At 73.3% G+C, this 26,278-nt stretch carries 21 protein-coding genes and 1 pseudogene; 10 read left to right on the top strand and 12 right to left on the bottom strand.

Annotated elements, in window-relative coordinates:
- Positions 1–4 precede the first annotated feature (4 nt).
- Complete coding sequence (locus ACIBST_RS34315; protein WP_397177748.1) at positions 5–3,538, top strand: WD40 repeat domain-containing serine/threonine protein kinase; 3,534 nt, start codon at positions 5–7, stop codon at positions 3,536–3,538.
- A 13-nt stretch (positions 3,539–3,551) separates the two neighbouring features.
- Here the strand turns inward: ACIBST_RS34315 and ACIBST_RS34320 are convergent, their stop codons facing one another.
- The 3 genes from ACIBST_RS34320 to ACIBST_RS34330 form a co-directional block, all read right to left on the bottom strand.
- A complete protein-coding gene (locus ACIBST_RS34320; RefSeq protein ID WP_397177749.1) occupies positions 3,552–5,318 on the bottom strand; it encodes a SpoIIE family protein phosphatase in 1,767 nt (588 codons plus the stop codon).
- Between the two features lie 98 nt (positions 5,319–5,416).
- The gene (locus ACIBST_RS34325) at positions 5,417–6,511 is read right to left on the bottom strand and encodes a winged helix DNA-binding domain-containing protein (protein WP_397177750.1); all 1,095 of its coding nucleotides are present in this window, start codon (positions 6,509–6,511) and stop codon (positions 5,417–5,419) included.
- Between the two features lie 53 nt (positions 6,512–6,564).
- Positions 6,565–6,978, bottom strand: a complete 414-nt coding sequence (locus ACIBST_RS34330) for a VOC family protein (RefSeq protein WP_397177751.1) — start codon at positions 6,976–6,978, stop codon at positions 6,565–6,567.
- A gap of 121 nt (positions 6,979–7,099) precedes the next feature.
- Here ACIBST_RS34330 and ACIBST_RS34335 point away from each other — a divergent pair, with 121 nt between their 5' ends.
- Positions 7,100–8,074 (top strand): helix-turn-helix transcriptional regulator, encoded by a 975-nt coding sequence (locus tag ACIBST_RS34335; protein ID WP_397177752.1) that lies wholly within the window; start codon positions 7,100–7,102, stop codon positions 8,072–8,074.
- A 6-nt stretch (positions 8,075–8,080) separates the two neighbouring features.
- Here ACIBST_RS34335 and sigJ read toward each other — a convergent pair whose 3' ends face one another.
- The 4 genes from sigJ to thrC all read right to left on the bottom strand — a co-directional run bounded on the left by sigJ (position 8,081) and on the right by thrC (position 11,832).
- Complete coding sequence (gene sigJ / locus ACIBST_RS34340; RefSeq protein WP_397177753.1) at positions 8,081–9,049, bottom strand: RNA polymerase sigma factor SigJ; 969 nt, start codon at positions 9,047–9,049, stop codon at positions 8,081–8,083.
- A gap of 83 nt (positions 9,050–9,132) precedes the next feature.
- Positions 9,133–9,876: an SDR family oxidoreductase gene (locus ACIBST_RS34345; RefSeq protein ID WP_397177754.1), complete on the bottom strand. Its 744-nt coding sequence runs from the start codon at positions 9,874–9,876 to the stop codon at positions 9,133–9,135.
- A 106-nt stretch (positions 9,877–9,982) separates the two neighbouring features.
- Positions 9,983–10,594, bottom strand: a complete 612-nt coding sequence (locus tag ACIBST_RS34350) for a GNAT family N-acetyltransferase (RefSeq protein ID WP_397177755.1) — start codon at positions 10,592–10,594, stop codon at positions 9,983–9,985.
- Between the two features lie 173 nt (positions 10,595–10,767).
- Positions 10,768–11,832, bottom strand: a complete 1,065-nt coding sequence (thrC, locus tag ACIBST_RS34355; protein ID WP_397177756.1) for a threonine synthase — start codon at positions 11,830–11,832, stop codon at positions 10,768–10,770.
- Between the two features lie 65 nt (positions 11,833–11,897).
- Between thrC and ACIBST_RS34360 the strand changes: the two genes are divergently transcribed.
- The 5 genes from ACIBST_RS34360 (at position 11,898) to ACIBST_RS34380 (ending at position 17,698) form a co-directional block, all read left to right on the top strand.
- Complete coding sequence (locus ACIBST_RS34360; RefSeq protein ID WP_397177757.1) at positions 11,898–12,710, top strand: MurR/RpiR family transcriptional regulator; 813 nt, start codon at positions 11,898–11,900, stop codon at positions 12,708–12,710.
- Positions 12,711–12,784: 74 nt separating this feature from the next.
- Positions 12,785–13,411 (top strand): TetR/AcrR family transcriptional regulator, encoded by a 627-nt coding sequence (locus ACIBST_RS34365; protein ID WP_397177758.1) that lies wholly within the window; start codon positions 12,785–12,787, stop codon positions 13,409–13,411.
- 28 nt (positions 13,412–13,439) lie between these two features.
- Entirely contained in the window at positions 13,440–14,810 is a 1,371-nt protein-coding gene (locus ACIBST_RS34370; RefSeq protein WP_397177759.1) for a hypothetical protein, read from the top strand.
- Between the two features lie 165 nt (positions 14,811–14,975).
- Complete coding sequence (locus ACIBST_RS34375; RefSeq protein WP_397177760.1) at positions 14,976–16,229, top strand: MFS transporter; 1,254 nt, start codon at positions 14,976–14,978, stop codon at positions 16,227–16,229.
- A complete protein-coding gene (locus tag ACIBST_RS34380; protein WP_397177761.1) occupies positions 16,226–17,698 on the top strand; it encodes an amidohydrolase family protein in 1,473 nt (490 codons plus the stop codon). The genes ACIBST_RS34375 and ACIBST_RS34380 overlap by 4 nt, the downstream gene beginning before the upstream one ends.
- On the opposite strand, the gene ACIBST_RS34385 is transcribed toward ACIBST_RS34380, so the two are convergent.
- From ACIBST_RS34385 to ACIBST_RS34405, 5 genes and pseudogenes are all read right to left on the bottom strand, one after another.
- Positions 17,688–18,068: a DUF664 domain-containing protein gene (locus tag ACIBST_RS34385; RefSeq protein WP_397177762.1), complete on the bottom strand. Its 381-nt coding sequence runs from the start codon at positions 18,066–18,068 to the stop codon at positions 17,688–17,690. The genes ACIBST_RS34380 and ACIBST_RS34385 overlap by 11 nt on opposite strands.
- Before the next feature lie 41 nt (positions 18,069–18,109).
- Positions 18,110–18,286: pseudogene (locus ACIBST_RS34390) on the bottom strand (DUF664 domain-containing protein); the annotation flags it as partial.
- A gap of 65 nt (positions 18,287–18,351) precedes the next feature.
- The gene (locus tag ACIBST_RS34395) at positions 18,352–20,172 is read right to left on the bottom strand and encodes an FtsX-like permease family protein (RefSeq protein ID WP_397177763.1); all 1,821 of its coding nucleotides are present in this window, start codon (positions 20,170–20,172) and stop codon (positions 18,352–18,354) included.
- 5 nt (positions 20,173–20,177) lie between these two features.
- A complete protein-coding gene (locus ACIBST_RS34400; protein WP_397177764.1) occupies positions 20,178–20,924 on the bottom strand; it encodes an ABC transporter ATP-binding protein in 747 nt (248 codons plus the stop codon).
- A gap of 55 nt (positions 20,925–20,979) precedes the next feature.
- Complete coding sequence (locus ACIBST_RS34405; RefSeq protein ID WP_397177765.1) at positions 20,980–22,308, bottom strand: S41 family peptidase; 1,329 nt, start codon at positions 22,306–22,308, stop codon at positions 20,980–20,982.
- Between the two features lie 87 nt (positions 22,309–22,395).
- Between ACIBST_RS34405 and ACIBST_RS34410 the strand changes: the two genes are divergently transcribed.
- The 3 genes from ACIBST_RS34410 (at position 22,396) to ACIBST_RS34420 (ending at position 26,124) form a co-directional block, all read left to right on the top strand.
- Complete coding sequence (locus tag ACIBST_RS34410; RefSeq protein WP_397177766.1) at positions 22,396–23,049, top strand: response regulator transcription factor; 654 nt, start codon at positions 22,396–22,398, stop codon at positions 23,047–23,049.
- Complete coding sequence (locus tag ACIBST_RS34415; RefSeq protein ID WP_397177767.1) at positions 23,046–24,140, top strand: ATP-binding protein; 1,095 nt, start codon at positions 23,046–23,048, stop codon at positions 24,138–24,140. Before ACIBST_RS34410 ends, ACIBST_RS34415 begins: the two co-directional genes overlap by 4 nt.
- 748 nt (positions 24,141–24,888) lie before the next feature.
- Positions 24,889–26,124 (top strand): hypothetical protein, encoded by a 1,236-nt coding sequence (locus tag ACIBST_RS34420; protein ID WP_397177768.1) that lies wholly within the window; start codon positions 24,889–24,891, stop codon positions 26,122–26,124.
- The last annotated feature ends 154 nt before the right edge of the window (positions 26,125–26,278 follow it).

A 26,278-nucleotide genomic window follows, 5' to 3' on the forward strand; every position in this document is an offset into this window, starting at 1 on the left:
CGCCGTGGAAGCGTCGAACGCCGGGGAACCGCAGCGCATAGGGCAGTACTGGCTGGCCGGACGGCTCGGGTCCGGGGGCCAGGGGGTGGTGTACGACGCCTACGACCCCGAGGGCCGCCGAGTCGCGCTCAAGGTCCTGCACATGGCCGACAGCCCGGGGAGCCGCGAGCGGTTCGCCAAGGAGGCGGCCGCGGCCGGGCGGGTGGCGTCGTTCTGCACGGCGCGGGTGCTCGACTGCGACCTGTCGGGCAGCAGGCCGTACATCGTCAGCGAGTACGTGCCGGGCCCCAGCCTGCGCCGGGCGGTCGAGCAGGGGCGCCGGTTCGCCGGGGACGACCTGCACCGGCTGGCCACGGCCATCGCCACCGCCCTGACCGCCGTGCACGACGCGGGCGTGATCCACCGGGATCTGAAGCCGGACAACGTGCTGCTCGGCACCGACGGCCCGCGCGTGATCGACTTCGGTGTCGCGCGTACCGTGGACATGTCGCTGACCAGGACCGGCGAGGTGGCCGGCACGCCCACGTACATGGCCCCCGAGGTGTTCACCGGGCAGCGGGCGGGCGCGCCCGCCGACGTGTTCGCCTGGGGCGCGATCATCGTGTTCGCCGCCACGGGCCAGGACCCGTTCCGCGCCGACAACCTCGGCGGGGTCATGCACCGGGTGTTGTCGGCCCAGCCCGACCTGAGCGGGCTGCCGCCCCGGCTGGCCTCGCTGGTGTCGGCCGCGCTGGAGAAGGACCCGGCGGCCCGTCCCACCGCCCGCGACCTGCTGCTCGCGCTGGTCAGCGGCAACAGCGCCGACACCCGCGGGCTGCTGACGGCGGGCAGCCGCGCCGCCAGGGGCGTGCACGTGCCCGAGCAGGCCGACCCGGCCCTTGGCACGATCGCCGAGGACGCCTACGGCGCGCTCGCGCCCGAGGAGCGCGAGCTGGCCGCCGAGGTGTTCCTGCGCCTGGTGACGGTCACCGAGGACGGGCACGAGGCCGTGCGCTGGGCGTCGAAGGAGGACCTGCTCGCCGGACGCTCCGAGCGGGAGACGCGCGCGATCGAGCACATCCTCCAGGTGTTCTCCTACCTGGTGACGCAGAAGGACGAGGCGGTGGCGCTGTCGCGTCCCGCGCTGCTGCGCGCCTGGCCGCGGCTGCGCGTCTGGGTGGACGGCGACCGCGACGGGCTCGCCGTGCTCGGCCAGCTCAGCGACGCCGCCCGCCAGTGGGCCGGCAACGGCCGCAAGGACGGCGACCTGCTCCAGGGCAGCCGCCTCGATCAGGCGCTGACCTGGGCCGCCACCGGCCGCCGGCACATCACGCTGACCCCGCTCGAACGCGACTTCCTGGCCGCGGGCACCGGCCTGGCCAGACGGCGGGTGCGCCGCCGGCGGCTGACCACGGCCGCGCTGGCCGGGCTGCTGGTGGTGGCGCTGGCGGCGGGCGGCCTCGCCGTGCTGCGCGGCAGGCAGGTGACCGAGCAGAGCCTTCTGGCGGGCCGGCAGCGCGACCAGGCGGTCGGGCGGCAGGCCGCCGCCGAGGCCGACCGGCTGCGGACGAGCGACCCGGTCACGGCGATGCTGCTCAGCGTGGCGGGCTGGCGGCTGGCCCCCGCCCCCGGCACCCGGCGCAGCCTGACGACCTCGCTGACGATGCCGGAGAGCGCCGTCTTCCGCGACCCCGGCGCCAAGGGCGTCTCGGCGTCGGCGTCGGCGGCCGGCGGGCGCGTGCGGGCCATCGCCGGCGAGGACGGCGTGCGGGTCTACGACGTGCCCTCCGGCCGGCAGACCGCGTTCTGGCGGTGGCCGCGCGGCCTGGAAGCGCTGCCCACGGCGGCGGCGCTCAGCCCGAGCGGGCGCACGCTGGTCGTGGTCAGCAGGGACACGGCCTACGCCTGGGACGCCAGGACGGGCGCCAAGCTGCGCGAGCACCGCATCGGCGAGGGCGGCGTGAGCGTCGCCTTCGACGGCAACGAGAACCTGGCCGCGGTGATGCGCGACAGCTCCCTGGAGCTCCTGTGGGACACCAGGACCGGCGCCGCCTACACCCCGAAGCTGGAGGCGGGCCTCGCTCCGGCGATCGCGCCCTCCGGCGCCTACATCGCGGGCGTCGGGCCCAACCAGGGCGGGCTCAAGGTGATCCGCCTGCCCGATCTCACCGTGGACACCCGCCTGCCGAAGGCGTGCGGGCCGGTGGTGGCGTTCACGCCGGACAGCAGGCGGCTGCTGTGCGCCAACGGCGACATCGCGGCCTTCGACCTGGCCACCGCCAGGAAGGTGCCCGACACCGACCGGCCGTTCTGGCAGGAGTCGGCCCTGGACGACACGCTGGCCGGACGGCTGCGGCTCAGCCCCGACGGCCGCCGCCTGCTGGCCGTCGAGGGCCGTACCCTGCACCTGCTCGACGCGGACGACGGCGACGAGCTGGCCCTCTACCGGGCCGAGGGCGAGCCCGAGGACGTCTGGCTGGAGGCCGACGGACACACCGTCCGGTACGTGCTCGACAACTCGACCGTCACCGCCGACCTGACCTCCCGCCTGCCCTCCACCCGGCTGCCGCAGGGCTACCAGCTGGACGCCTTCAGCCAGGACGGCCGCCTGGCCGCCGCCACCAAGGACTCGGGGCCGGTCCGCGTGTGGGACGGCGCCCGGCTCGGCGTCCCCATGGCCGGCAGCGCGGGCGCCACCGGACAGCTGTTCGACCCGGCGGGCGCCCGGCTGTCCGCCGAGGGCCCGGACTCCTCGGCCGGCCTTTGGGACGTCGCCACCGGCCGCCGGTTGTGGCGCCACGCCGTGCCGCGCACGCAGTTCGTGCTGTCGAAGGCGTTCACCCCCGATGGCCGCCGCCTGGTGCTGTCGCTCAAGGAGCTGAGCCAGCGGGACGCCCGCAACGAGCTGGTCGTCCTCGACGCCGGCACCGGCCGGACGCTCGCCCGGCATCCCCTGGCCACGGCCACCGAGACCATCGTGTCCACCCGCGACGGCACGGCGGTGGTGACCGCCACCGGCAAGGTCTACGACCTGCGCACCGGCAAGGCCGTCGGCCCCGGCTTCAACCGGTCGGGCCTGGCGATCGCGCTCAGCCCCACCGCGCAGGTGCTCGCCCTCGGCTCGGCGACGGTCGAGCTGTGGGACGTCGCCACCGGCCGCGAACTGCCGCCCGCGCTGCGCGTGGCCGCCCGGGCGCAGGTCGAGACCGTGCTGTTCAGCCACGACGGCTCGCTGCTCGCGCTGATCGGCAGGTCCATCGGGGAGACGTTCGACGACGTGTACACCGTCCAGGTGTGGGACGTCGGCTCGCGGGAGCGGATCGGCTCCTTCCCCATCGGCATCCTCGACCGGCTGGCCTTCAGCGCCGACGACCAGACCCTGTACGTCTCGGGCAACACCTCGGGGACGACCATCCGGATCCCGGTGGGCGCCGAGTCCGTGGCCCGGCTGGTGTGCGAGCGCGCGGGCCGCACGATGAGCCCGCAGGAGTGGCGGCGGTACCTGAAGGACGTGCCCTACCGGGACGTCTGCCCGGACGCGCGGCGCGGACGGTCGTGACGCGCGCCGGCCGTCAGAGCGCGGGCAGGCTCCGCTCGCCGGCCGGCACGCCGCCGCGCAGTCCGTCCGGGGCGGTGACCCGGGGCGGCACGCGCAGCGTCAGCATGGCGACGTCGTCGTCGTTGTCCTCGGGCCGGACGCGCTCCAGCAGCATGTCGCCGAGCGCGTTCAGCGGGCGGTGGGTGTGGGAGGCGGCGTACCGGCTCAGGCGGGCCAGCCCCTCGTCCAGGGAATGCCCCGGGGACTCGATCAGCCCGTCGGTGTAGAGCACGAGCGTGGACTCCGGCGGCAGCTCCACGACGGCGTCCGAGCGCTCCCCGCGGATGCCGGTGCCCAGCAGCAGCCCCTGGCCCTCCTCCAGGAAGCGGGTACGGCCGTCGCGCTCGACCAGCAGCGGCGGCGGATGGCCCGCGTTGCTCCAGCACAGCAGCCAGCGGCCGTCGTCGGTGTGCTCCAGCCGGGCCAGGACGACGGTGGCCATGGTGGCCTGGGCCATGCGCACCACCGCGCGGTCGAGCCGGTCGAGGATGGCGCTGGGCTGGTCCTGCTCGGCGCCGGCGTAGGCGCGCAGCATGTTGCAGACCTGGGCCATCCCGGCGGCGGCCTCCAGGTCGTGGCCGACCACGTCGCCGATCACCAGGGCGGTGGCGCCGTCGGGCATGGTGAAGGCGTCGTACCAGTCGCCGCCGACCTGCGAGGCGCGGGGGGCGGGCACGTAGAGGGCGCTCATCTCCAGGCCGGGCACCGAGGGCAGGCGCGGCAGCAGGTGACGCTGCATGGTCTCGGCGACCCGGCGCTGCCGCTCGTACAGGCGGGCGTTGTCCAGGGCGAGGCCGGCGCGCCGGGCGATGTCCTCCACCAGCAGCAGGTCGGCGGTGGTGAACGCGCCGGGCCGCTCGGCGCGGCCGAGCGTCAGCGCCCCGACCACGTCGCGCACGCCGCGGATGGGCGCGATGCCCGCCGAGTGCATGCCGGTCCTGCGGAACAGCTCCTGCTGGAAGACGGCGATGCCGGAGTCGGGGGCGCCCTGGTAGGTCTGCGGCCCGGCCAGCGTCGCGGTGACCCCGCGCAACGCCCGCGACAGCGGCATCGGCGACTCCTCCGGGACCGCGGGCATCGGCCCCTCCAGGTCCTCGTGGTGCACCAGGACGCCGTCCTCGTGGTGGACGACGGCGGCGCGGGTGACGCCGCCGTGCTCGGTGAGCAGGTCCACCACCACCCAGTCGGCGAGCAGCGGCACCACCAGGCGGACGAGCTGGCGCAGCGTCTCGTCCACGTCGAGGCTGGCGGTGAGCGTCGTGGTGGTCTCCGCCAGCAGGGCCAGCCGGTCGAGCTCGGACATGGACGTCTCGTGCTCCGGCTCCGGGATCTGCGCGCCGGGCTCCTCGGCGTCGTGGAAGAGCACCAGCGCCCCGGTCCTGCCGTCGGCCAGCAGGCAGGGCGTGACCAGCCAGGAGGCCGGCAGCAGGGAGCCGTCGCCGCGCGCCAGCCATTCCCGCTCGCCCTGGGAGGTGCCGCCGGTGATGAGCGGGCGTCGCATCGCGCACCGGCTGCGCGGCAGCGTCTCGCCGCGCGGGCCGCGGTGGAGCAGGTCGTGGGCGTCGCCGCCGAGCAGTTCGGCGGCGGGACGGCGGAGCAGCGCCTCGGTGCGCGGGGCGACCTCGACGATCCGGCCCCGGTCGTCCACGACGTACCCGCCCGCGTGGGTCAGGTCGCGCAGCCCGCGGGGACGTCCGTCCTGCGGGCGGTGCGGCCCGGCGTCGTGGTCGGGCACGTTCATGGCGTCGGCTCCTCTCGTCCTCACCTCCTACCCGCCGGCCCGTCCGTCACCAGGAAGCCTGCGGTCCTGACAGTATGGCCGAGCTTATGAGGATGTATTCAGTCGCCGAGGATCCGGGTGCGGTCGCCGGCCCCGTCGGAGAGGAACGCCGCCAGAGCTCCTCCCTCCTCGCCGACGGCGGCGCGCTCGGCCGGGGAGAGGCCGCGCAGCGGCGTGACGAGGACGGTGTCGTCCTCGACGGTCCAGGTGGCCGAGACGCGGCCGTCCACCAGGACGGTCCGGGCGCCGGCGACCGACAGGCCGCGGTGTTCGCGGTCGATGATCCGGCCGCGGTCGTCGTAGCCGAGGATCGCGTTGTCGAACGCCGGCAGGAAGCGCACGGGGGCGGGCGTGCCGGGGTCCGGGCGCGGCGCGCCGGGCAGGTCCAGCAGCTCGCGGCCGCGCTCGTCCCGGAAGGCGACCAGTTCGTCGCGTGCCGCCGCCACGGCCTTGGGCAGGCCCGCCAGGCCGGACCAGGCCCGCAGGTCGGCCGTGGCGGCGGGGCCGTACGCCGCCAGGTAACGCCGTACGAGGGCCTGCCCCACCGGGTCGGAGCCGTCGGCGGACGGCGGGTCCACCTCCCGCCCCAGCCAGGCCGACAGCGGCAGGTTGCGCACGCCCGCCCGCGTCCGCCACAGCCCGCGCGGCGGGAGCTGCGCCATCGGGACCAGCGCGGCGACCAGCATCTCGCCCAGCGCCCGCGGCCCCGGCCCGGGCCAGCGACCGGCCACCGCCCGCGCGAGCTGCGACATCGAGCGCGGCTCGCCGTCGGCCAGCACCGCCCGTCCGGCCGCCGCGAGCTCGTCGAGGTCCACCCCGGCCAGCTCGCGGCGGTAGACGCCGAGCACCCGCTGGCGCAGCATCGCGTCGTGCCGGGACCGCCAGGCCAGGACGTCGGCGGCGGTGACCAGGTGGACGGTTCGCCGCATCAGGTGGGTCCGCACCACGTCCCGGCCGGTCAGCAGGGCCGACAGCGCGGCCGGGTCGAAGGCGCGCAGCCGTGACCAGAGCCCGGTGAAGGGCTCCTGCGGCTCCTGCGCCTGCAGGCCGCACAGGTGCGCGACGGCGTCGAGGACCGGCAGGCCGGCGCGGTCGAGCAGCAACTGGCGGGCGAGCGTGGCCCGGTTGAGCGCCCTGGTGCTCAGAACGGTCATCTTCTCTTCCGGTGTTCGGGACGCGCCGTGACGGTCATCACGTCTTTCCGGGTTCAGGACGCGCCGTGCTCGACGATCCAGGTCACCCCGAAGCGGTCGCGCACCATGCCGTGCAGCGGCACCCACTGCGCGGGCCCGAGCGGCCGGACGACGGTCGCGCCCGCGCCCAGCCCCTCCCAGTACTCCGTGGCCTCCTCGGCCGTGCCCGCCCCGAGCGAGACGAAGAACGCGTTCTCGCCCTGGTCCCAGGGCAGGTGGGCGGGCACGTCGTAGGCCATCACGCGGAAGCCGCCGGGCGCGGCCACCTGGCCCCACATCACCCGGTCGGCGTCGGCGGGGTCCTGGACGTTCCCGGCGTCCGCGTAGGTCACGGTGGTGACGTCCCCGCCGAACACCGAGCGGTAGAACGCGAGGGCAGCGGCGGCCTCGCCCCGGAAGTTCAGATGGATGACGACATTGGCAGACATGGCAGGCTCCTCGCCGGTTCGGTTCATGGTCACCGGGAGCCGTCCGGCTCCCGGTTGCGGTGCCCATGCTGGCGGAGGAAGCGGTCAGGTTGTGGCCTCTTCTTGCGGCACCATGGCAGACATGCAGAAGACCTCGGCACGCCTGCTGGCCCTGCTGTCGCTGCTCCAGATGCGCCGCGACTGGCCGGGGGCGCTGCTCGCCGAGCGGCTGGAGGTCAGCCCGCGCACCGTGCGCCGCGACGTCGACCGGCTGCGCGACCTCGGCTACCCCATCGCGGCGATCAAGGGCCCCGACGGGGGCTACCGGCTCGACGCGGGCAGCGAGCTGCCGCCGTTGCTGTTCGACGACGAGCAGGCCGTCGCCCTGGCGATCGCGCTCCAGATCGCCGCCACCGCCGGGGCGGGCATCGAGGAGGCCGCCGCGCGGGCGCTCACCACCGTCCGGCAGGTCATGCCCGCACGGCTGCGCCACCGGATCGACACCCTCCAGGTGACCGCCGTCGAGCGGGCGGGCGCACGGCCCGAGCCGCAGGTCGCCGGAGGGGTGCTCGTCGCGCTCAGCGCCGCCGTCCATGCCCGTGAGGTGTTGCGCTTCGACTACCCGGCGGAGGCGGACGGCGGCGGCGGCCTCCCGCCGCCCCGGCGGGTCGAGCCCCACCACCTCGTCACCTGGGGCGGGCGCTGGTATCTGGTCGCGTGGGACCTCGACCGCGCGGACTGGCGCACCTTCCGCGCCGACCGCGTCCGGCCGCGCACGCCCACCGGGCCGCGCTTCACCCCGCGCGAGCTGCCCGGCGGCGGGGTGGCCGCCTTCGTCACCGCGCGCTTCCGCGGCTCGGACGAAGCGGGCGACTGGCCCTGCCGCGGCGAGGTGATCCTCGCGCTGCCCGCGACGGTCGTGTCCCGTTACGTCCGGGACGGGCTCGTCGAGGAGGCGGGGCCGGACCGCTGCCGGGTCGTCATGGGGTCGTGGTCGTGGCTGGGGCTGGCGGCCGCGCTCGGCAGGTTCGACGCCGACATCGAGGTCGTCGGCCCCGCCGAGCTCAAGGACGCCTTCGCCCGGCTGGCCCGCCGCTACACCGCCGCCGCCTCCTGACGGGGCTCACTTCTCCGGGAGGCGGGCGACGTCGGAGACCGGGCCGAGATGGGCGAGCTTGTCCGGGTTGACCACCGAGTGGATCGACTGGATCACGCCGTCGGCGACGTCCAGCTCGACCACGCCCGCCACGCGTCCCCCGGCGTCGTACATGACCGCGCCGGGACGGCCGTTGACCCAGGCCGTCCGTACCGTGACGCCGAGCGCGCGGACCCGGCGCAGCCCCGCGACCAGCATCTTGACCACGCGGGGCGCCCCGGCCGCCGGTCTGGCCATCGCCTGGGCCTTGCCGCCGCCGTCCCCGTGCAGGACTACGTCGGGCGCGAGCATGCCGAGCAGCGCGTCCAGGTCGCCGCCGGAGGCCGCGTCGAAGAACCTGCGGGCCAGCTCCTCGCCCGCCGCCCGCCGCGCCTGGGTCGGCGCGTGGGCCGGCGCGCTGTCCCGGGACGGCCGGCCTGCGGCGATGCGCTGCCTGGCGCGGGTGAGGATCTGCCGGCAGTTCACCTCGGTCCTGCCGGTGATCCGGGCGACGTCCTGGTAGCCGTACCCGAAGACCTCGCGCAGCATCAGCACCGCCCGTTCCACCGGCGACAGGGACTCCAGCAGCACGAGGAACGCCATCGACAACGAGTCGGCCAGCTCGGCGTGCTCGGCCGGCCCCGGCTCGCCGGGCTGCGCCACGACCGGCTCGGGCAGCCATTCGCCCACGTACGTCTCCCGTCGCACCCGCGCCGAGCGCAGGTGGTCGATGCCCAGCCGCGTCACGGCGGTCGTCAGGTACGCCTTCGGCTCGCTGATCACGGTGCCCGCGTTGCGCGCCCTGGTCAGGCCGAGGAACGCGTCCTGCACGATGTCCTCGGCGTCGCCCACGGAACCGGTCATCCCGTAGGCGATGGAGAACAGCAGCGGCCGGTAACCGGTCACGTCCGCCTGCGGCAGGGGATCGGTCTCGTCGGCTGCTGTGCCGCGGCTCATCTGCTCGGCCTTCCCGTCCGGCGGTGCTTGCGTACGACGCCCAGCAGGGTAGCCGGACGGGCGGGTCGGGTGACGCACGGAGGTCACCACGCGATCGGGCCGAGGCGGTCGACGAAGACGCCGGTGGGGCCGTCGGGGCCGAGGGTCGCGAGCCGGACGATCGAGTCCGTGCCCTCGGTGACCGTCAGCAGGCCGGTGTGGCGGTTCATGTCGGTGGCGGCGAACTTGTGGTTGGCGGTCTCGCCGGGGGTGGCGACGTTGAACTTGATGTGCGGGAGCGCGTGGGCGTACCGGACGGTGATCATGTTCAGGGCCGCCTTGGAGGAGCTGTAGGCGAGCTCGTGCATCTTCGAGACGGGCTGGTCGGGGTCGGTGATGACGGCGAAGGAGCCGCCGCCGCTGGACACCATCACCACCCGCGGGTGCTCGGCGGCCTGGAGCAGCGGCAGGAAGGCGTGGGTGACCCTGACCGGGCCGTAGACGTTGGTGTCGTAGACCGCGTGGATCTCCCCGGCCGTGGCGTCCGCGGGCGGGACGGCGTTCCCCGGCGCGCCGGCGTTGTTGACCAGCACGTCCAGGTGGTCGGTGTGCTCGCGGACGAGCCGCGCGGCCTTGTCCACCGACGCGTCGGAGGTCACGTCCAGGGGGATCATGATCACGTCGATGCCGTCCTCGGCCAGCCGGGCGGCGGCCGCCTGACCGCGGGCCTCGTCGCGGGAGCCGAGGAAGATCGTCCAGCCGAGCGCGCCGAGACGGCGGGCGGCTTCGAGGCCGAGCCCCTTGTTGGCTCCGGTGATCAGCGCGGTGGTGCGTTCCGTGTTCGTCATGCGCTCTGAGACGGAACCCCCTACGCGTCTGTGACACTTTGTGAGCGACGTCACAACGGGCCGGTCCATCCGCCTGGTGGGCGGCGGTCGCGCTTGGGCGAAGGCGTCACCGGCCTGGAAGCGGAGTCAGGTCCAGGATCATGTCGAACGACTGTGCGCCGTCACTCCCGGTGAAGGATCCGGCCAGCCGGAAGCCGTGCTTGTCGTAGTAGCGAAGGGCGCGTGGGTTGCCGGCGAGAACGCCGCCGAACAGGATGACTCTCGTCTTGCCGAACTGCCGGGCGACGTCCGCGACGAGCGGGAAGATCTGCGTTCCCACCCCTCTCCCTTGGTGGTCGTCGGACAGGGTCAGCCCGAAGCGGCAGTCCGTCGCCGCCAGGGGGATGCCGGCCTTCTGGTAGCGGGCGATGTCCGCCGGGTGGAGGTCGAGGCTGAATTCGACGAGTCCGACGATCCTGCCGGACAGCACGTCCTCAAGCACCAGCCTGAGCTTGTCGTAGCGCGCGATCGCGTCACACAGCTTCCTGGCGGCCTTGAGGTCGTGCCCGTCGAAGGTGCTCAGTCGCCTCGTTGCGGCCGACAGCCCGTCCAGGAAGGCTGCAAGCCCCTCCGCGTCGGCGTGCGTGAGTGGTCGGAAGACGACGTCCGAACCGTCCTTCAGGTTCAGGCGACGCGTCAGGACGAGCGGGTCTTCGGCGACCGCAGCGAGAGTGAGCACTTCAGCAATCCTTCCCTGCAGACTGTGGCGGCCCGAGCCTACTGGGGGTGGACGTGCCAGAAGATCGCCCGCTCAGCCCAGGACGGCACGTCGACCCCTCGAAGATCGTCCCCCCGCCCGGAGCGCGCAGACCGGGCCGAGGAGGCGGAGGGCGCGAGGGGCGTCGGAGCTGGTCAGGCGGCCAGGCCGAGGGCGTGGGCCACGTCGGAGGTGGCCGCGGAGGTCTCGGTGGCGGTGTAGCCGCCGCGCAGCGAGGCGTCCTGGTCCTTCAGGCCGTTGCCGCTGAGGGTGATCACGATGCGCTGACCCGGCGGCAGGTTGCCCCTGGCGTGCTGGTCGAGCAGGCCGGCGATCCCGGCGGCCGACGCGGGCTCGGCGAAGACGCCGTCGCGGCGGGCGACCAGCTCGTACGCCTCGAAGATCTGCGCGTCGGTCACCGCGGCGATCAGCCCGCCGGACCGGTCGCGGGCGTCGAGGGCGCCGTCCCAGGTGGCCGGGCTGCCGATGCGGATCGCGCTCGCCGCGGTCTCGGGCTCGGCGACGGGCGCGCCGTGGACGAGCGGCGCCGCCCCGGCCGCCTGGAAGCCCCACATGCGCGGCGACCGCGTGGACAGGCCCTCCTGCTGGTAGACGCGGTAGCCGCCCCAGGTGGCGGTGATGTTGCCGCCGTTGCCGACCGGCAGGCAGTGGATGTCGGGCGCGTCGCCGAGCGCGTCGACGATCTCGTACGCGACCGTGCGCTGCCCGGCCAGCCGCAGCTCGTTGCCGACGGAGTTGACCAGCGCGATCGGGTGGTGGTCGGCGAGCTCGCGGGCCACGCGCAGGCAGTCGTCGAACGTGCCGTCGATCTCGACGACGCGCGCCCCGTAACGGACCGCCTGGCCCAGCTTGGCGAGCGCGACCCGGCCCCTCGGCACGAGCACGGCGGCCGTCAGCCCGGCGCGCGCGGCGTAGGCGGCGGCCGAGGCGCTGGTGTTGCCGGTGGAGGCGCACACGGCCAGCTCGGCCCCGGCCTGGGCGGCCCTGCTGATCGCCACGGTCATCCCGCGGTCCTTGAACGATCCCGTGGGGTTGGCGCCCTCGACCTTCAGCCAGACCTCGCAGCCGGTCAGCGCCGACAGGTGCGCCGAGCGCAGCAGCGGCGTGTTGCCCTCGTTGAGCGAGACGGAGGGGGTGCCGGGGGTGACCGGCAGCCAGCGCCGGTAGCCGCTGTCGATCAGTCCGTTCCAGGTACTCATACCGGCGACCGTAACATTCGTTTCGCCAATCACGCCAACAGGGGAGTGATGTAACATTCGTCAGTATGGATGAGGATCCGGTCGCGAGCCGGCTCGGCGCGGTCTACCCCGATCTGCCGCCCGGTGAGCGGGCCGTCGTTCGGGTGCTGCTCGACGACTACCCCTTCGCCGCGCTCGGCTCGCTGCGCGCGCTCGCCGAGCGGGCCCGGGTCAGCCCGCCGACCGCCTCCCGCCTGTTCGACCGGCTCGGGTACGCGGGGTTCGCCGGGTTCCAGGCCGCCGTGCGCGACGGGGCCCGCGACCGGTCGCGCCTGCGCGAGTTCGTCGCCAGGTCCCCCGGCGCGCAGCGGGCCGCCGAAGACCTGCGCGCCGGGCTGGACAGCACCCTCGACGCCGTCACCGAGCCCCTGCTCGACGCCGTCGGCGACCTGCTGGCGGGGGCCGCGTCGGTGTGGGCGCTCGGCGGGCCGATCAGCGAGCTGGCCGCCGAATACCTGATCAGGCAGCTCGCCGGGCTGCGTCCGGGGGCGCACCGGGTGCCCGACTCGGCGTCCGCGCGCGCCCGTACGCTGCTCGACCTGGGCGCTTCGGCGGCCGTGGTGGCCTACGACTTCCGGCGCTATTCCCCCGCCACGGCCCGCTTCGCCGAGGCCGCGTGCGCGCGCGGCGCGCGGCTCGCGCTGGTCACCGACGCCTGGGAGTCGCCGCTCGCGGCGCGGGCGGAGGTGCTGATCAGGCTGCCGCGCGAGGCCGCCGGGCCGATCGCGCCGCTGGCGCACCAGATCGCCGTCACCGAGCTGCTGCTGGTCGCCGCGGCCGCCCGCCTCGACCCCGCCGGACGCCTGGCCGACCTCGACGCCCTCACCGAGACGTTGTAGCCGCCTGGAGAGGCGGTGCCATGCCGCAAAACTTCCAGTTGCTAGAAATTTCCAGCGAGAGTAGCTTTGCTCGCATGCAGGAGTCGCGGCGGGAGCGGAAGAAGCGGGAGACCCGGCAGCACATCGTCTCGGCGGCCCTCGCCCTGTTCGAGGAGCAGGGCTACGAGCAGACCACCGTGACGCAGATCGCCGCGGCGGCCGACGTCGATCCCAAGACGTTCTTCAACTACTTCCGCACCAAGGACGAAGTGCTCTTCGTCGACATGGAACGGGACTTCGACGTGCTGGTCGGAGCCATCGCGGACCGCCACCCGGAGGAGGGCCCCGGCGAGGTGCTGGCCAGGGCGGTCGAGCGGTACGCCGCCCACCGCCGGCCCAAGATCCCCGCCAAGGAGGCCGCGGAGCTGTCCGGCGTCACCCGGCTGGCCCTGACCACGCCGGCGCTCCAGGCCAAGGGGCTCTACCTGATGCTCGACCTCCAGCAGCGCGTCGCGGCCGAGCTGCTGAAGGCGTTCCCCGGCCTCGACCCGATCACCGCGGCCGCGATGGTCGGGGCCCTGATGGGCGCCATCCAGCAGGCGGGGCTGGCCAGCGTCCAGCTCGGCCGGTCCCAGGAGGAGCTGTGGGAGGCCGCGCGGCACGGCGTCGAGATCGCCATGCGCGGCCTGCGCTCGGTGCCGCCGCCCGTCCCGAACCTTTGACGCATCACCGCAGACAGGAGCGACGATCATGGGGGACAGCGTCCGGCGGCTCGCCCGCGACATGCGGCGCGCCGTACGGGAAGGCCCGGAGGCGATCGCGCGGCGGCGACGGGCCCGCCTGGCCGAGCTGGTGGCCCACGCCCGCGCGCACTCGCCCTTCTACCGCGAGCTCTACCGCGACCTGCCGGACGGGGCCGACGACCCGGAGCTGCTCCCGGTCACCGACAAGAAGACGCTGATGGCCCGCTTCGACGACTGGGGCACCGACCGTGAGGTGACCCGCGAGCGGGTCGAGGCGTTCGTGGCCGATCCCGATCTCGTGGGCCACCGGTTCCTCGGCCGCTACCTCGTCACCACGACCACCGGCACCAGCGGGCAACGCGGCCTGTTCGTGCAGGACGACCGGTGCCTGGCCGTGCACACCGCCACCGGGTTGCGCACCGGAGCCGGGCTGTCGGCCCGCGACGTCCTGCGCACCCTGGCCCGCGCCGGCCGCACCGCCATCGTGACGGCGCCCCGGGGCCACTTCGCCACCCTCGCCGGGCCGGCGCGGGCCGCCCTGGAACGGCCGTGGCTCCGCCGGTTGATGCGGGTCATCCCGACCGACCAGCCGATGGAGAAGATGGTCGACGAGCTCAACCGGTTCGATCCGGCCAGCGTCGCCGGTTTCGTCGGGCTGCTCACGTTGCTGGCGGGAGAGCAGGAGGCCGGCCGGTTGCGCATCCGCCCGGCGCTCGTCATCCCCGGCGGCGAGACGCTGAGCCCGCAGACCAGGGAACGCCTGGCCGCCGCGTTCGGGGCGAAGGTCCGCGCCGCCTACGCGTGCGGCGAGTGCGGCTTCCTCACCGCCGGCTGCCGGGAGGGCTGGTACCACGTCAACAGCGACTGGGTCGTCCTGGAGCCGGTGGACGCCGATCATCGGCCGGTGCCCCCGGGGCGGCTCTCGCACACCGTCCTGATCAGCAATCTCGCCAACCGGGTGCAGCCGATCCTGCGCTACGACCTTGGTGACAGCGTCCTGGTCCGCCCCGACCCGTGCCCGTGCGGCAACCCGCTCCCGGCCGTCCAGGTCCAGGGGCGCGCGGCCGACCTGCTCACCTTTCCCGCCGAGCGCGGCGAACGCGTCGAGATCTCGCCCATGTCCTTCAGCACCGCGCTTGCCGTTCCCGGCATGGAGCAGTTCCAGCTCGTCCAGACCGCGCCCACCGTCCTGCGGGTACGCCTGCGGGCCGCGGGCGGCGCCGACGCGGACCGCGTCTGGGAGGCCGCCCGCGACCGGACCCTCCACCTGCTGACCGAGCACAAAGCCGGTCACGTGACGATCGAGCGCGCCGAGGAGCCGCCGGAGCAGTCGGCCGGCGGCAAGTACCGCAAGATCATTGCGCTGCCGCACCCCTGACGAGCTCCGGCCTCCGCCCGTCTTCGCCCTTCGAGCCGCAGCGGCGGGTCGATCTTGGTGCAATTGCACCGCCGGCGGCCCCGACTTCATGTTCCTGCACGAAGCACTCGCAGGTGACGTGATGGAGGGTTGCTGGAACGTTGATCTACCTCCGGAGGCCTGTGAATGAGACTTGCCGAAGGCACGTCCACCTTGGCGCCCGCGCACATACGTAAAACGGCTGCCGTCACCGTCGGCCTGCTCATGGGCGTCTGGGTGATCGACTACGTCGATCGGGTGATGATGGCCGTCGCGTTGCCGTTCATCGGCGAGGAGTTCGCGCTCACCAAGACCGAGCAAGGCTGGCTGATCACCGCCTTCTCCCTGGTCTACCTGCTGTGCCAGGTGCCGGGTGGCATCCTCGCCGACAAGTTCGGCGCCCGCCGCCAGCTCATGGTCTCCCTGCTGCTCTGGTCGGTCTTCACCGCCCTCACCGGCGTCGCCTGGGGTCTGGCGTCCCTCCTCGTCATCCGTGCTCTCTTCGGCGTCGGCCAGGGCCTCTTTCCCGGCGCGTCCTTCAAGGCCGTCGCGGAACGCACCACCCCTGCCGTCCGCGCCACCGCCGCCGGGGCCATGCTCGCCTCCAACCAGCTCGGCGCCGGCGTCGCCCCGCTCATCGTCGCGCCGCTCATCCTCGCCCTCGGCTGGCGCCACACCTTCTGGGTCACCGCCGCCGCCGGCGTCGTCATCGGCGTCCTGCTCTGGAAGCTGCTGCCCAAGGCGCTGCCCGCCCACCTCAACGGCTCCGACGTCGTTCAGGAGAAGGGGACCAGTCTCGGCACTGTCATGCGCTCGCCGTCGGTCTGGAAGTTCGCCGCCCTCTTCTGCACCACCAACATGCTCGGCTACGGCCTGATCACCTGGGTGCCCAGCTACCTGCTGGAGGAGCGCGGCATCTCCCTCATCAACACCGGTGTCATGTCCGCCATCCCCGGCCTGGTCTCGTGCGCGACCGCCTTCCTCGGCGGCTGGCTGTTCGACCGCTTCTTCCACGACAGGGCCCGGCTCTACGTCATTCCCCTGCTCCTGGTCACCGCCGTGCTCCTGGTGCTCATGCTGATGGCCGACTCCGCCGTCGGGTTCACCGTCTACCAGACCCTCGCCATGGGCGTGGCGGGCCTTTCCACGATGGGCATCCTCGGCATGCCCGTGCGCGCCCTGCCGCCCGCCTTCATCGGATCCGGCATGGGCGTCGTCAACGTCGGCGGCCAGATCGCCGGCGTCCTCGCGCCCGTCCTCATGGGCTTCCTGGTCGACAAGTTCTCCTACACCGCGGCCTTCGGCCTGCTCATCGCCACAACCGTCCTCGGCGCGCTGATCGCGTTGATCGTGCCCCAGCGCCCTGAGCAGTTCAGCCTCGGAACGAAGGAGCTCGCGTGACGACATACGATCTCGTCCTCACCCGCGGCCGGGTCATCGACCCCGAGACCGGCCTGGACGCCGTACGCGACGTCGGCGTCAACGGCGGGGTCATCCAGGCCGTCTCCGACCAGCCGCTCGACGGCGTCACCACCGTCGACGCGACCGGCCTGGTCGTCAGTCCCGGCTTCATCGACCTGCACAGCCACAGCACGGACGTCGCCGGCCACCGCCTCCAGGCGCTCGACGGCGTCACCACCGTCCTGGAACTCGAAGCCGGCGCCTACCCGGTCGCCGCCGCCTACCGCAGGGCCGAGACCGAGGGCAGGCCCCTCAACTACGGCTTCGCCACCTCCTGGGCCGTGGCCCGCATGTCCGTCCTCCTCGGCCTCGACACCAGCGGCGACCTGAGCGACGACTTCCTCGCCAACATCGGCCGCGAGGAATGGCAGCGCGCCGCTCCGCGACATGTCGTCGACCGGATCGTCGGCATGCTGGAGCGCGACCTCGGCGACGGCGCGCTCGGCATCGGCATCCTCGTCGGCTACGCGCCCCGGGTCGATCCCTCGGAATACCTCGCCGTCGCCGCCCTCGCCGCCCGCGCCGGGCTGCCCACCTACACCCACGCCCGCGAACTTGTCGAGATGGATCCCACCACCCCCGTCGACGGCGCCGAGGAGGTGGTCCGCGCCGCCGCCGAGACCGGCGCGCACATGCACTACTGCCACGTCAACAGCACCTCCATCCGCCATGTCGACCGCGTGCTCGGCCTGGTGGAGAAGGTTCGCGCCGAAGGCTCGCGCGTCACCACCGAGGCTTATCCCTACGGCGCGGGCATGACGGGCGTCGGCGCGGCCTTCCTCGCCCCTGAGCTCCTTCACCGGCGCGGGCTGACCCCGCACTCCATCGGCCTGCTCGGCGCCGAGGGCCGCATCCCCGACGCCGACACCCTGCGTCGAATCCGCGAGAGCGAACCCGGCTCGGCGGCTTTCGTCCACCTGCTCGACGAGGATGACCCCGCCCAGTTCGACTACATCCAGCGGGCCCTCGCCTTCACCGACGCCGCCGTCGCCACCGACGCCGTCCCCCTCCTGTGGCGCTCGGGGGCGCCCGACCCGTTGTCCTGGCCGCTCGGGCGCGACGCCGTCACCCACCCCCGGACGGCCGGCACCTACGGCCGCACGCTGCGCAGGCTCGTCCGGGAGAACGGTGTCCTGTCGCTGCCCGAGGCCGTGCGCCGGTGCACGCTCGTCCCCGCCGACGTGGTGGGCTCGGGCGTCCCGGCGATGCGGCGCAAGGGCCGCGTCCAGGTGGGCTGCGACGCCGACCTGACCGTTTTCGCCCCCGAGACCGTCAGCGACCGTGCCACCTACACCGAGACGGTCAGGCATTCCTCCGGGTTCGTGCACGTCCTTGTGGGCGGCCGGTTCGTGGTCCGCGACGAGCAGCTACTGCCGACCGCGCTGCCCGGGCGCGCTGTCAGGGCCTGACGCCCTGGTCGGGGCGGGCCGCCCTGGCGGCCTGCTCGATCCTCGCGCAGTAGGCTGCGCGGGCTTCCTCGTCGATCTGCCCCTCGTGCTCGACGCGCAACCCGGTCCGGCCGTCGAGTCCTTCGCGCAGGATGTCGGCGTGCCCGGCATGCCGGGAGGACTCGACGAGGACGTGGACCATGATGGCGAACAGGTTCGTGTGCCGGGCCGGCGTCGACTCCGGCCACCACGGCACGCGGCCGGGGGCGTCGAGGGGCAGCTCGTTGATCGTCGCGTCCGAGTGTTCCCAGGCGCGCCGGTAGAACCCGATGATCTGTTCGCGGGTCTCGTCCTCGGTCGCCCACAGATCGCTGCCGTCGGGTCCTGCCACCGGGGCAGGGGTTCTGGGAACGGGCGGTCGAAGACCTCGCCGAAGTACCTGGCCTCGGCGGTGGCCAGGTGTTTGACCAGGCCGAGGAGGTTGGTCCCGGTCGCTGTCAGCGGTCGGCGGGCGTCGTACTCGGACAAGCCGTCGAGCTTCCAGAGCAGCGCCTTGCGGTCCCGCCGCAGCCTCTCGTGCAGGTTGTCTTTCGCGAATCCATCGATCATGGGTCACGATCCTGTCAAACCGCGTGAACCTCCTTGGCATCGCCGGGCTTGCCGCGGTGGTCGGGTCAGAGAGTCGCGGTCACGGGACGGCGTCCGCCGAGGTGGGCGGGAACGGAGGTGAGCGCCGCCACCACGAGCGCGGTTGCCGGCACGAGGACGATCAGCTGCCAGGACGGGGGAAGCGAGACCTTGTCGCCGTCGCCGCCGGTGATCGCGTTGATCGCGGCGAACAGCAGGAACCCGCCCGGGAAGACCCCCAGGACGGCGCCCAGGAGCGCGGGCAGCACCTGCGCCGTGGCCAGGGCGGCGGTCACCGCCTGGGGGGTCGCGCCGAGGGCGCGGGCCAGCGCCGACGCATGCCGGTTGTCGACCGCCGTCGCCCAGGTGATGACGACGGCGTTCACCGCCGCCAGGCAGAGCAGGACGACCGTCCAGACGAGCAGCACGTGCCGCAGCACCGCCACCTGCGCTTCGGTGTATGCGCCGGCGGCTGGCTGGCCGCCGAGGAAGGCGTTGAGCACCAGCAGGACGTACAGGCCGCTGACCGTGACCGCGATGCTTGCCACGCCGAGCACGACCCGTCGCGGCCGGCGGGCGGCGACCCGCAGAGCGAGCAGCAGCGGAACGGGCAGCCACGTCGAGAGACCGATCAGCCACCCGGTCCGGCGGGGAGGGCGTGCCGCGTCGGCCAGCGCACCGACGGTGCTGGAGCGGGCCGCGCGCCAGGCCGGCACAGCGGTCGCCACGACCGCGACGCCGAGTGCCACGGCGGTCACCAGACCGATCGTGGACCAGGTCAACGACGCGACCCCCGCGCTGCCGACGAGACCGGCGCCGGACTCGGTGAGCAGCGGAGCGGTCAGCGCTCCGATCGTCAGCCCGGCCGTGGCCGCGACGACGGCCACCAGGAGGTACTCCGCGAGGAGCACCGCAGCGACCAGGCCCGGCGTGCCGCCGACCGCCTTGAGCAACCCGATACGCCGGGTCTGATCGGCCATCCGCCCGTGGACCAGCACCGAAAGGCTGGCCACCGCGAGCAGGCCGAGCAGCCAGGCGCCGATCAGCAGCAGGATCTGCGAGTCCCGGGCCAGGTCGGTGGCGTCGGCGAGAATGCTCTCCCAGGTCTGCATGGTCATGGCGCCGCCGGCCCGGTCGACGAACGCCTGCGCTTCGTCCGGGTCGGCCAGCTTCAGGTTCATCACGTAGGACAGGGAGCCCCGGTCCGGGGCGAGGCTCCGCGCATCCGCCCGGGTGAGCCAGACCAGCCCGGGATTGTGCAGCAACCCCGCCGGCAGGTCCCGGTCGTCGGGGACGGCGCCGTTGACGCAGCCGGCCGAGACGATGCAGGACGCTCCGGGATAGGGCGGCATGGCGGCGGTGACCGCGACGCCGACGACCCTGAACGACCTACCACCCAGGGTGACCGGGTCGCTGACGCCCACACCGAGCGAGTCGGCGAAGGCGGCTTCGAGCACCACGCCGCCGTCGCTGACCCAACTGCCCCGGGTCACCTCGGGCTGATCGACCGCCGCGGCGGCGGCGTCGCGCCCCATGGCCTGGACGTCCGACGTCCGGCCGGACGCCTTGAGCGTCCCCGCGATGACGGGGTACGGTCCGCTGTGCTCGGTGACGCCGGAGGCGGCGGCCAGTTCGCCGAGCTCCGCGAGGTCGCCGGCCTGGCCGGCGACGGCGACCACCACCACGTCAGGTCCGTCGGTCGCCGACCGGGTGCTCCGGTACGGGTCGGCGGCCGCGTCGCGCAGGACGAGCCCGAGCGTCAGCGTCGTGGTGGCGGCCAGGACGGCGAGCAGCAGCAGCGCGGCCTCGGTGCGGCGACGCCGGAGGTCTCGCAGGGCCAGGCGGACCACGAGGACGATGTGGCTCATGGCGGTCAGTCCTCCGGCCCGGCGAGCGCGCCGAGCTGCCCGGTGGCGCCGCCGGTCGACCTGGTCTCGTCCACGAGCGCGCCGTCGCGCATCGAGAACGTCCGGTCCGCGGTGGCCGCGATCCGCGCGTCGTGGGTGACGATGACCAGCGTCTGCCCGGACTCGCGCAGGTCGTGGAAGAGCTGGAGGACGTCCGAGGTGGCGGCGCTGTCCAGGTTTCCGGTCGGTTCGTCGGCGAGGACGACCAACGGCTCGTTGCTCAGCGCCCGGGCGACCGCGACCCGCTGCCGCTGGCCGCCGGAGAGCGCGGAGGGCAGGAACCGCGCCCGGCCGGCGAGCCCGAGCTGATCCAGTAGCTCCTCCGCGCGCCGCCGTGCGAGCCGCGGCGAGCGTCCGGCCAGCAGCGCCGCCAGCTCGACGTTCTCCACGGCGGTGAGCTCCTCCATCAGGTGGAAGGACTGGAAGACGTAGCTGACGTCGGTCCGGCGCATCCTGGCCAGGGCCTTCTCGCTGATGTTGTCGATGCGCCGGTCGTTCAGCCGCACCTCGCCGGCCGAGGGCCGATCCAGCCCGCCGAGCAGGTGCAGCAGCGTGGACTTTCCGCAGCCGCTCGGTCCCGTGATCGCCACCGTCTCTCCTGCGCCTACGTCGAGGTCGACGCCGTTGACGGCGCGTACCAGTCCGTCCCCTTTGCCGTGCTCCTTCCGCAACCCGCGGGCGCTCAGTACGGGCGTGCCGACAGCAATGCTCACGATCCACTCCTTCGATAGATCCAGCGGATCTGGCCAGGCCGCTGTGGTGAGGGCGTCAAAGAAGCGCCAGCGCCCTGACCACACCCGGGTCGCGCCCGGTGGCCAGGTCGAGCGCGGTCATGGGGGCGTAGTGGTCGACCGGCACACCGATCGTGTCGATGGTTTCGCGGGCGGGGCCGAGGTGCCTGACCTTGGGCAGCAGCAGCAGGCTGCCGTCATTGAGCAGGTAGCTTGCGGCGGGGCCGGAGACGGCACCCGCGGTGCGGGTCCCGATGAGGGTGCCCAGTCTGTTGTCCTTGACGGCCGCGCTGAAGTCCTCGCAGGCCGAGGCGCATCCCCGGTCGGTGAGGACGAGCAGGCGCGAGCCGAGCAGCGTGACGGTGTCGTCGGTCCGGTTGGGCAGGCAGTCGCCCTTGAGCGGGCAGAAGTAGCTGGTGACCTTGCCGTGTGCGAACGCGCCGAGCAGCCGCGTCACCTCGCGGGGCGACCCGCCGCCGTTGCCGCGCAGGTCGAGCACCACCGCCTTCGGTCTGCCCTTCAGCGCGGCGATGACCTGGTCGGCGGCGCCTTCGAAGAATCCGGGCAGCCGGACGTGGACGGCGCCGCCGGGAAGCGTCCTCGATGTCACCGCCGGAGGCTGCCTCGTGATGGGCCCCTCCTTGAGCTCGACGGTGCGGGTCCGTCCCGTCGTGGGGCGCTTGAGCGTGAGCTTCACCGGGTTGGTGGCGAAGGCCGCGACGATGCTCTGGTTCACGGTGTTCCCGACGAACGTGGGCACGCCGTTGGCCTTGACGATGATGTCTCCGGGCTTGATGCCGGTCCTGGCGGCGGGGCTGCCGGGCAGGACGCTGGTGATGAACAACGGCGGCTTGGCCGCCGGGTCGAGTTGCCGGCCCTGCCGGGCTGATATGCCCACGATGCCCGTTCCGGTCGGCCCGCCTTCCGGCTCGGGAGCCGGCCTGACCGCGCGGGCGTGGTTGTCGTGCAGTCCGGCGACCATCGCGGTGATCGCGGCGCGCAGCGCGGAGACGTCACCGGCGCCGAGGACTCCGGCGAAGGCGGCCCAGTCGACGTCTCGGTTGCCGGTCAGCTCGGGCAGGCGGAGGTCGGCCCGATCGGCGTCGCGGCGCATCAGGTCCTGGGTGTAGGCGGCGAAGGCGCTCTTCAGCAATGCCTTCGGATCCATGGCCGGACCGCTGTAGTAGTTGTCCAGCACGCAGAGGTACGCCTGCCGGAGCGTGTTCACCGAGGTCGGCGGCGCCGATTCCGGAGGTGGCGCGGTGGCGGCGGTGCAGCGCTCGTCCGAGGTGGTGGCGGGCGAGGACGCGGGTGCGGACATGGAGCAGGCCGCCGCCAGGACGGCCGTGCAGAGGGCTCTGATCATGGCCGCCAGCGTGGCCTCGAGCGGGTTACACGGCAGTGAACGGATCCGTTAACGCCATTGAAACCCCGGTTCGAGTAGGAATGTCGGGTGCGGATTCTGGTGGCCGAAGACGAACGCGACCTGGCCGATCTCGTGGCGGTGGGGTTGCGCCGCCATGCCATGGCCGTCGACGTGGTGTACGACGGGGCCGCCGCGGTGGAGCGGCTGGCGGTGCACGACTACGACGTTCTCGTCCTGGACCGGGACCTGCCTGAGATCCACGGCGACCTCGTGTGCGGTGAGCTGGTGGCGCGCGGGAGCCGCACGCGGATCCTGATGCTGACGGCGGCGGCGTCGGTGCCGGAGCGAGTCGCGGGTCTCGGCATGGGGGCCGACGACTACCTGCCCAAACCTTTCGACTACACCGAGCTGGTCGCACGCGTGCAGGCGCTGGGGCGGCGCAGCCAGTCGCAGGTCCCACCGGTGCTGACGCGGCACGGGATCGTGCTCGACAGGCACCCGCTGCAGGCCTCGCGGGACGGGCGGCACCTGCACCTGTCACTCAAGGAGTTCGCCGTCCTGGAGGTGCTGATGAGGGCGGACGGCGTGGTCGTGAGCTCCGAACGGCTGCTCGAAGAGGCCTGGGACGAGAACGCTGATCCGTTCACCACGGTGGTGCGGGTCCTGGTCAGCCGCCTGCGGGCCAAGCTGGGGGACCCGCCGTGCATCCGGACCGTCCCCGGGGCGGGATACCTGCTGTGACGACGATCCGGGTCCGGCTCACGCTGATCTACTCCGGACTGTTCCTGCTCACCTCGGTTGTGCTGCTGGTCACGGTCAACCTCCTGCTGCGCCGGACGCTGGACGCGCGGATCGGCCGGCTGTCCGGCGCAGCGGCGGCGCCGCCGCGGGGCGTGCCGAACGAACGGCTGCCGGAACTGCCGGAACTGGTGAACAACGTGATCGGCTACCAGTGGCAGGTGACAGCGCTGACGGTCGGGGCCCTGACACTGGTCTCGTTGGCCGTCGGGTGGTTGCTCGCCGGACGGATCCTGCGGCCCGTCCACCGGATCACCGCCACCGCGCAGCGGCTGTCCCTGTCGACCCTGCACGAACGGATCGCGCTCGCCGGGCCGAAGGACGAGCTGAAGGAACTGGCCGACACCTTCGACGCGATGCTCGACCGGCTCGAACGCTCCGTCGAGGGGCAGCGGCGGTTCATCGCGAACGCCTCCCACGAGTTGCGGACTCCGCTGGCCGTCCAGCGGGCGGCGATCGAGATCGGGCTCCCCGAGGACGTCGGCGAGATCCGCGGCACGCTCCTGCGCCACAACCGTCGCGCGGAGCACCTCATCGACGCCCTGCTGGTCCTGGCCCAGGCGGAACACGGCCTGGACGACAGGAGTCCGGTGGCCGTGGACCAGGTGGTCCGGCGCGTCCTGGCGGAGAGAGACGCGGACGGCGTGCGGGTGACGGGGCTGGCGGAGCCGTTCGTCGTCGATGGGGACCCTGTCCTGCTGAACCGGCTCGTCACCAACCTTCTCGACAACGCGGTCCGCTACAACCATCCCGGCGGGATCGTTGAGGTAACGCTCTCCCGCGGAGTTCTGACGGTTCGAAACACCGGCCCGCGCGTGCCCCGGGAACGTCTCGGCGATCTCTTCACGCCCTTCCGGCGGCTCCACACGACCTCTGGGCAGGGCGCCGGGCTCGGGTTGTCGATCGTCGCAGCGATCGCGAAGGCCCACGGGGCCGAGGTGCGGGCGAGCCCCAACCCGGATGGTGGGCTGGAGCTCGTCGTGGTCTTCGCCCGATCGGAAGACGCATCCCCCGCAGGAGGGACAGCGGAGTGATGCATGTGACAGAGAGTTAATCTTCTGTCACATCGGCGGCCGACGGATCACCTCCGCCCGGCTCGGCGCCGCCGCCGCGCAGTCGGCTCGGCTGACGCCTTTCAGGAAGCGGATCCGTGTCCAACGTGGTGTTCCCCTGCGGCCTTTCATGCATGACGGTCATGGTCGCAGTCGAGCGTTTCCTCGACTCCCTCGTTGCGGCCACCACCCGCGCTGGCTAGGCCGAGCCCCTTCTCCGCGCTGACCTCGCACCGCCTGGCCCCAGCGCCAGGAACTGCTGTAGGAGCGGCGCGGCGCCATACGTCGTGAGGGCCGGTGTACGCCGCCCGCTGCCCATCCTCGCGGGGCCATGCGGTGCGCGGGCCGTACGAACTGGTCACGGTCCTATGGGGAGCGCGCGGGAACGCGGAGCTGGGGGTTGCGCCCGGCACGGTGACGGACGTGTCGGCATGGTGGCGGATACGAACGAATTGTCGGTGCGGAAAGGCATGCTGACGAGCGGTGGAGACGGCAGGGGCGACACGCCGGAGAGGTTGCATGTCCGTCCGGTGGGCCGGAGGCGGCGTGGCCGGGTCTGTACCCAGTGGCAGGCGTCCCGCCGTTCCCGCGGGCAGGGCGCTGACCTGCGGTGGCGAGGTCTTGCCGCTTACGGATGTCGCCGCCACGGTGACGCCGTCCCGATCTTCCATGCGCGTGGTCAATTTCTGGATTTGAATTTCCAGAAATTAGAAAATGCTAGGGTGTCGCCGTGACTGCGGAGGTCGGCGTGGTGACGCCTTGCAAGCATTGTGGAGCTCCCGTCGAGCAGCGGCCGGGGCGCGGGCGGCCGAAGTCGTACTGTCCGGAGAAGGGATGCCAGGCGGCGGCCAAGCGGGAGCGCGAGCTGCGGCGGGCCACCCCCGGCCTGGAAGGCGCGCTGGCCAGGGCCGAGCAGTTGTACGACCGGATGGAGACCGGGCTTCTCGCGGCCATCGAGCCGCTGGCCAAGGCCCTGTCCGACGAGCTGAGCCCGGCCGGGGTCGAGGCCAAGCTGAGCGCCGTCCAGGCTGAGGCGCACACGCGCGTGGCGATCGCCCGCACCGAACGTGAGCAGGCCTTCGAGCAGGTACGCCTGGCCCGCGAGGCCACCGAGCACGCGCGTCGGCAGACCGCCGAGATGCGAGCCCGGCTGGAGGAGGCCGAGAACGAGCGCGAGACGGCGTTGCAGGACGCCGAACGCGCCCGCGAGCAGGCCCTGGCCGCGTTGCGCGAGGCGGCCAGCACCGAACGGCAGGCGTTGCAGACCGCCGAGAAGGCGGTCCGGCGGGCCGAGCAGGCCGAACGGCGGGTGAAGGAGGCCTCGCGTCAGGCGGAGCTGACCGAGCAGACCCGGGACCAGGTCGTCCAGGAGCTGGCCGAGCAGGCGGAGGCGGCCGACGAACGGGCCGAGGAGGCGCGGGCGCAGGCCGTACAGGCCGGGCTGGAGGCGGACCGGGCGCGGGAGGAGAGAGATCGCGCCCGGGAGGAGGCGGCGGCGGCCGGGCGCGCGCGCGAGCTGGCCGAGCGGGCGGTGATCGCGGCCACGGCCAGGGAAGAGGCGGCCGCGCAGGAGCGGGAACGCGCCGTTGAGCGTGCCGAACGTGCCGAACGCGCGGCCGCCGAGGCTGAGCGGGACCGGGCGGTCGCGCAGCGAGAGGCCGCTCAGGCCGCGACCGAGGTGGGTGACCTGGCCCGGAAGCTGGCGGCGGCCGAGGAGGACGCCGCCGCGGCGCTGGCCCAGGAGCGCAGACAGCATGCCCGGGAGAAGGCGCGGGCGACGGCGGCGGTCAAGGAACGCGACCAACTGCTGGGGGAGTTGCGGCTGGAGCGTATGCGGCTGGCGGACGTCCGGGCCGAGCTGGACGCGGCACGCGCCGAGGCCGCCCTCCTACGGGAACGAGCGGTCGCCGCCGAACTCACCCAACGAGCCCCCGCCCCCGAACCACAGACGACACCGGCCGACTGACCCGCGACCAACACCGAGCGACCCGGCGGGCAGTACTGACCGCAGACCACCCGAACCGGCACCCAGCTCGCCGAACGCGGCGCCAAGCTGCACACCATCATGAAGGTCCTTGGCCACTCCTCGGTCTCCATGGCACTGGTCTGTGTCCAGGTCG

The organism is Nonomuraea sp. NPDC049684, assembly GCF_044465345.1.
In the GTDB taxonomy this organism is placed as follows: domain Bacteria; phylum Actinomycetota; class Actinomycetes; order Streptosporangiales; family Streptosporangiaceae; genus Nonomuraea.